We start from the raw sequence: 1989 nt of genomic DNA, 5'->3' as shown, positions 1-1989 counted from the left end.
TTCGCTGGTCACGATGGGCCTGTTCGTGGGCATGCTTTTCCTCGGTTTCATTTACGTCTGGAAGAAGGGAGCGCTGGAATGGGAGTGATTCAGACGCTCGACGGCCTGATGAACAACCCGGTCCCGGAAGGGCGGGTCGATGACATCCTGCGTCCCGAAGGCGAYAACCCGCTGCTGGAAAAGGGTTACCTGACCACCAGTGTCGATGCGCTGCTCAACTGGGCACGCACCGGCTCGATGTGGCCGATGACCTTTGGTCTGGCGTGCTGCGCCGTGGAAATGATGCATGCCGGCGCCGCGCGTCTGGACCTTGACCGCTACGGGGTGGTGTTCCGCCCGTCGCCGCGTCAGTCCGACGTGATGATCGTCGCCGGTACCCTGGTCAACAAGATGGCCCCGGCGCTGCGCAAGGTCTATGACCAGATGCCGGACCCGAAGTGGGTCATCTCGATGGGCAGCTGCGCCAACGGTGGCGGCTACTACCACTACTCGTATGCAGTAGTGCGTGGCTGTGACCGCGTGGTGCCGGTGGACATTTATGTTCCCGGCTGCCCACCTACCGCCGAAGCGCTGGTGTACGGGATCCTGCAATTGCAGAAGAAGATCTGGCGTACGCAGACCATCGCCCGCTGACATCCCTCCTGACAAGAGCACGCCAAGCCCCCATGGCAGAGCAAGCACCTTCCTTCATCGACCGACTTTCCGCACGTTTCGCAGGTGCGCAGGTCTTCGTGGTCGAACCCCGCGGCGAAGTGACGCTGGAAGTGCCCGCCGCTGACTGGCATGCCACTGCTGTGGCGCTGCGCGACGAATTCGGTTTCGAGCAGGCCGTTGACCTGTGCGGCCTGGACTACCTCGGCTACGGCAGCGACGAATGGGATACGGCCGATGTGTCGTCCCAGGGCTTTAGCCGTGGCGTCGAGGGCAAGTCTGTCGGTCGTTTCGCCTGGGGTGAATTCCCCACCCGCGAAACCAGCGATGGCGCCCAGCCGCAGCCGATCCCGCTGCAGCGTTTCGCCGTGGTCGCCCAGCTGCGCTCCTACCAGCACAACCTCACCATGCGCATCCGTTGCTTTGCGCCGAATGAGGAACTGCCGGTGGTTGCCTCGCTGACCAACGTGTGGCCGGGCCTGAACTGGTTCGAGCGCGAAGCGTTCGACCTGTTCGGCGTGAYCTTCGAAGGCCATCCGGACCTGCGCCGGATCCTGACCGACTACGGTTTCGTCGGCCATCCGTTCCGCAAGGATTTCCCGCTGATCGGCAACGTCGAAGTGCGCTACGACGAAGAAAAGCAGCGCGTCATCTACGAACCGGTCACCTCGGTCGAACCGCGCGTCGGCGTGCCGCGCGTGATCCGTGACGACGCCCGTTTCCAGACCGCTGCCGGTGAATCCGCGCAGTCGGAGGCAAGCAAGTGAGCGAATTCACCCAGGCCCACCAGGCCTTTGCGAGCAACCCGGCCGAACTGCGCCAGGAAATCCGCAACTACACCATGAACTTCGGTCCCCAGCATCCGGCCGCGCACGGTGTGCTGCGCCTGATCCTGGAAATGGACGGCGAAACCATCATGCGTGCCGACCCCCACGTGGGCCTGCTGCACCGTGGTACCGAAAAGCTGGCCGAATCCAAGCCGTTCAACCAGTCGATCGGTTACATGGATCGCCTGGATTACGTGTCGATGATGTGCAACGAGCACGCCTACGTGCGCGCGATCGAAACCCTGATGGGGATCGAAGCGCCTGAGCGTGCGCAGTACATCCGCACCATGTTCGACGAAATCACCCGCATCCTGAACCACCTGATGTGGCTGGGCTCCAACGCGCTCGATCTGGGCGCGATGGCGGTCATGCTGTACGCCTTCCGTGAACGCGAAGAGCTGATGGATTGCTATGAAGCGGTCTCCGGCGCGCGCATGCACGCGGCGTACTACCGTCCGGGCGGCGTTTACCGCGACCTGCCGGACCGCATGCCCAAGTACAAGGAATCGCG

The 1989-nt window shown here is 63.1% G+C and carries 4 protein-coding genes; all 4 read left to right on the top strand.

The annotated features are described in order from the left end of the window. A partial coding sequence (gene ndhC / locus ACXJKH_RS19410) for an NADH-quinone oxidoreductase subunit A (RefSeq protein ID WP_457321819.1) occupies nt 1–88 on the top strand: 88 nt, incomplete at its 5' end. Continuing rightward, a complete protein-coding gene (locus ACXJKH_RS19405; RefSeq protein ID WP_038687233.1) occupies nt 79–633 on the top strand; it encodes a NuoB/complex I 20 kDa subunit family protein in 555 nt (184 codons plus the stop codon). The genes ndhC and ACXJKH_RS19405, both read left to right, overlap by 10 nt. Before the next feature lie 32 nt (nt 634–665). Further along, nucleotides 666–1418, top strand: a complete 753-nt coding sequence (locus tag ACXJKH_RS19400) for an NADH-quinone oxidoreductase subunit C (protein ID WP_457321817.1) — start codon at nt 666–668, stop codon at nt 1416–1418. Beyond that, on the top strand, nt 1415–1989 hold a 575-nt coding region (locus ACXJKH_RS19395; RefSeq protein WP_457321815.1), incomplete at its 3' end, for an NADH-quinone oxidoreductase subunit D-related protein. The genes ACXJKH_RS19400 and ACXJKH_RS19395, both read left to right, overlap by 4 nt.

The organism is Stenotrophomonas sp. P5_B8 (genome assembly GCF_054049855.1).
Note: the sequence above shows the minus strand (reverse complement) of the source record. Positions and strands in the feature narration are given on the sequence as shown.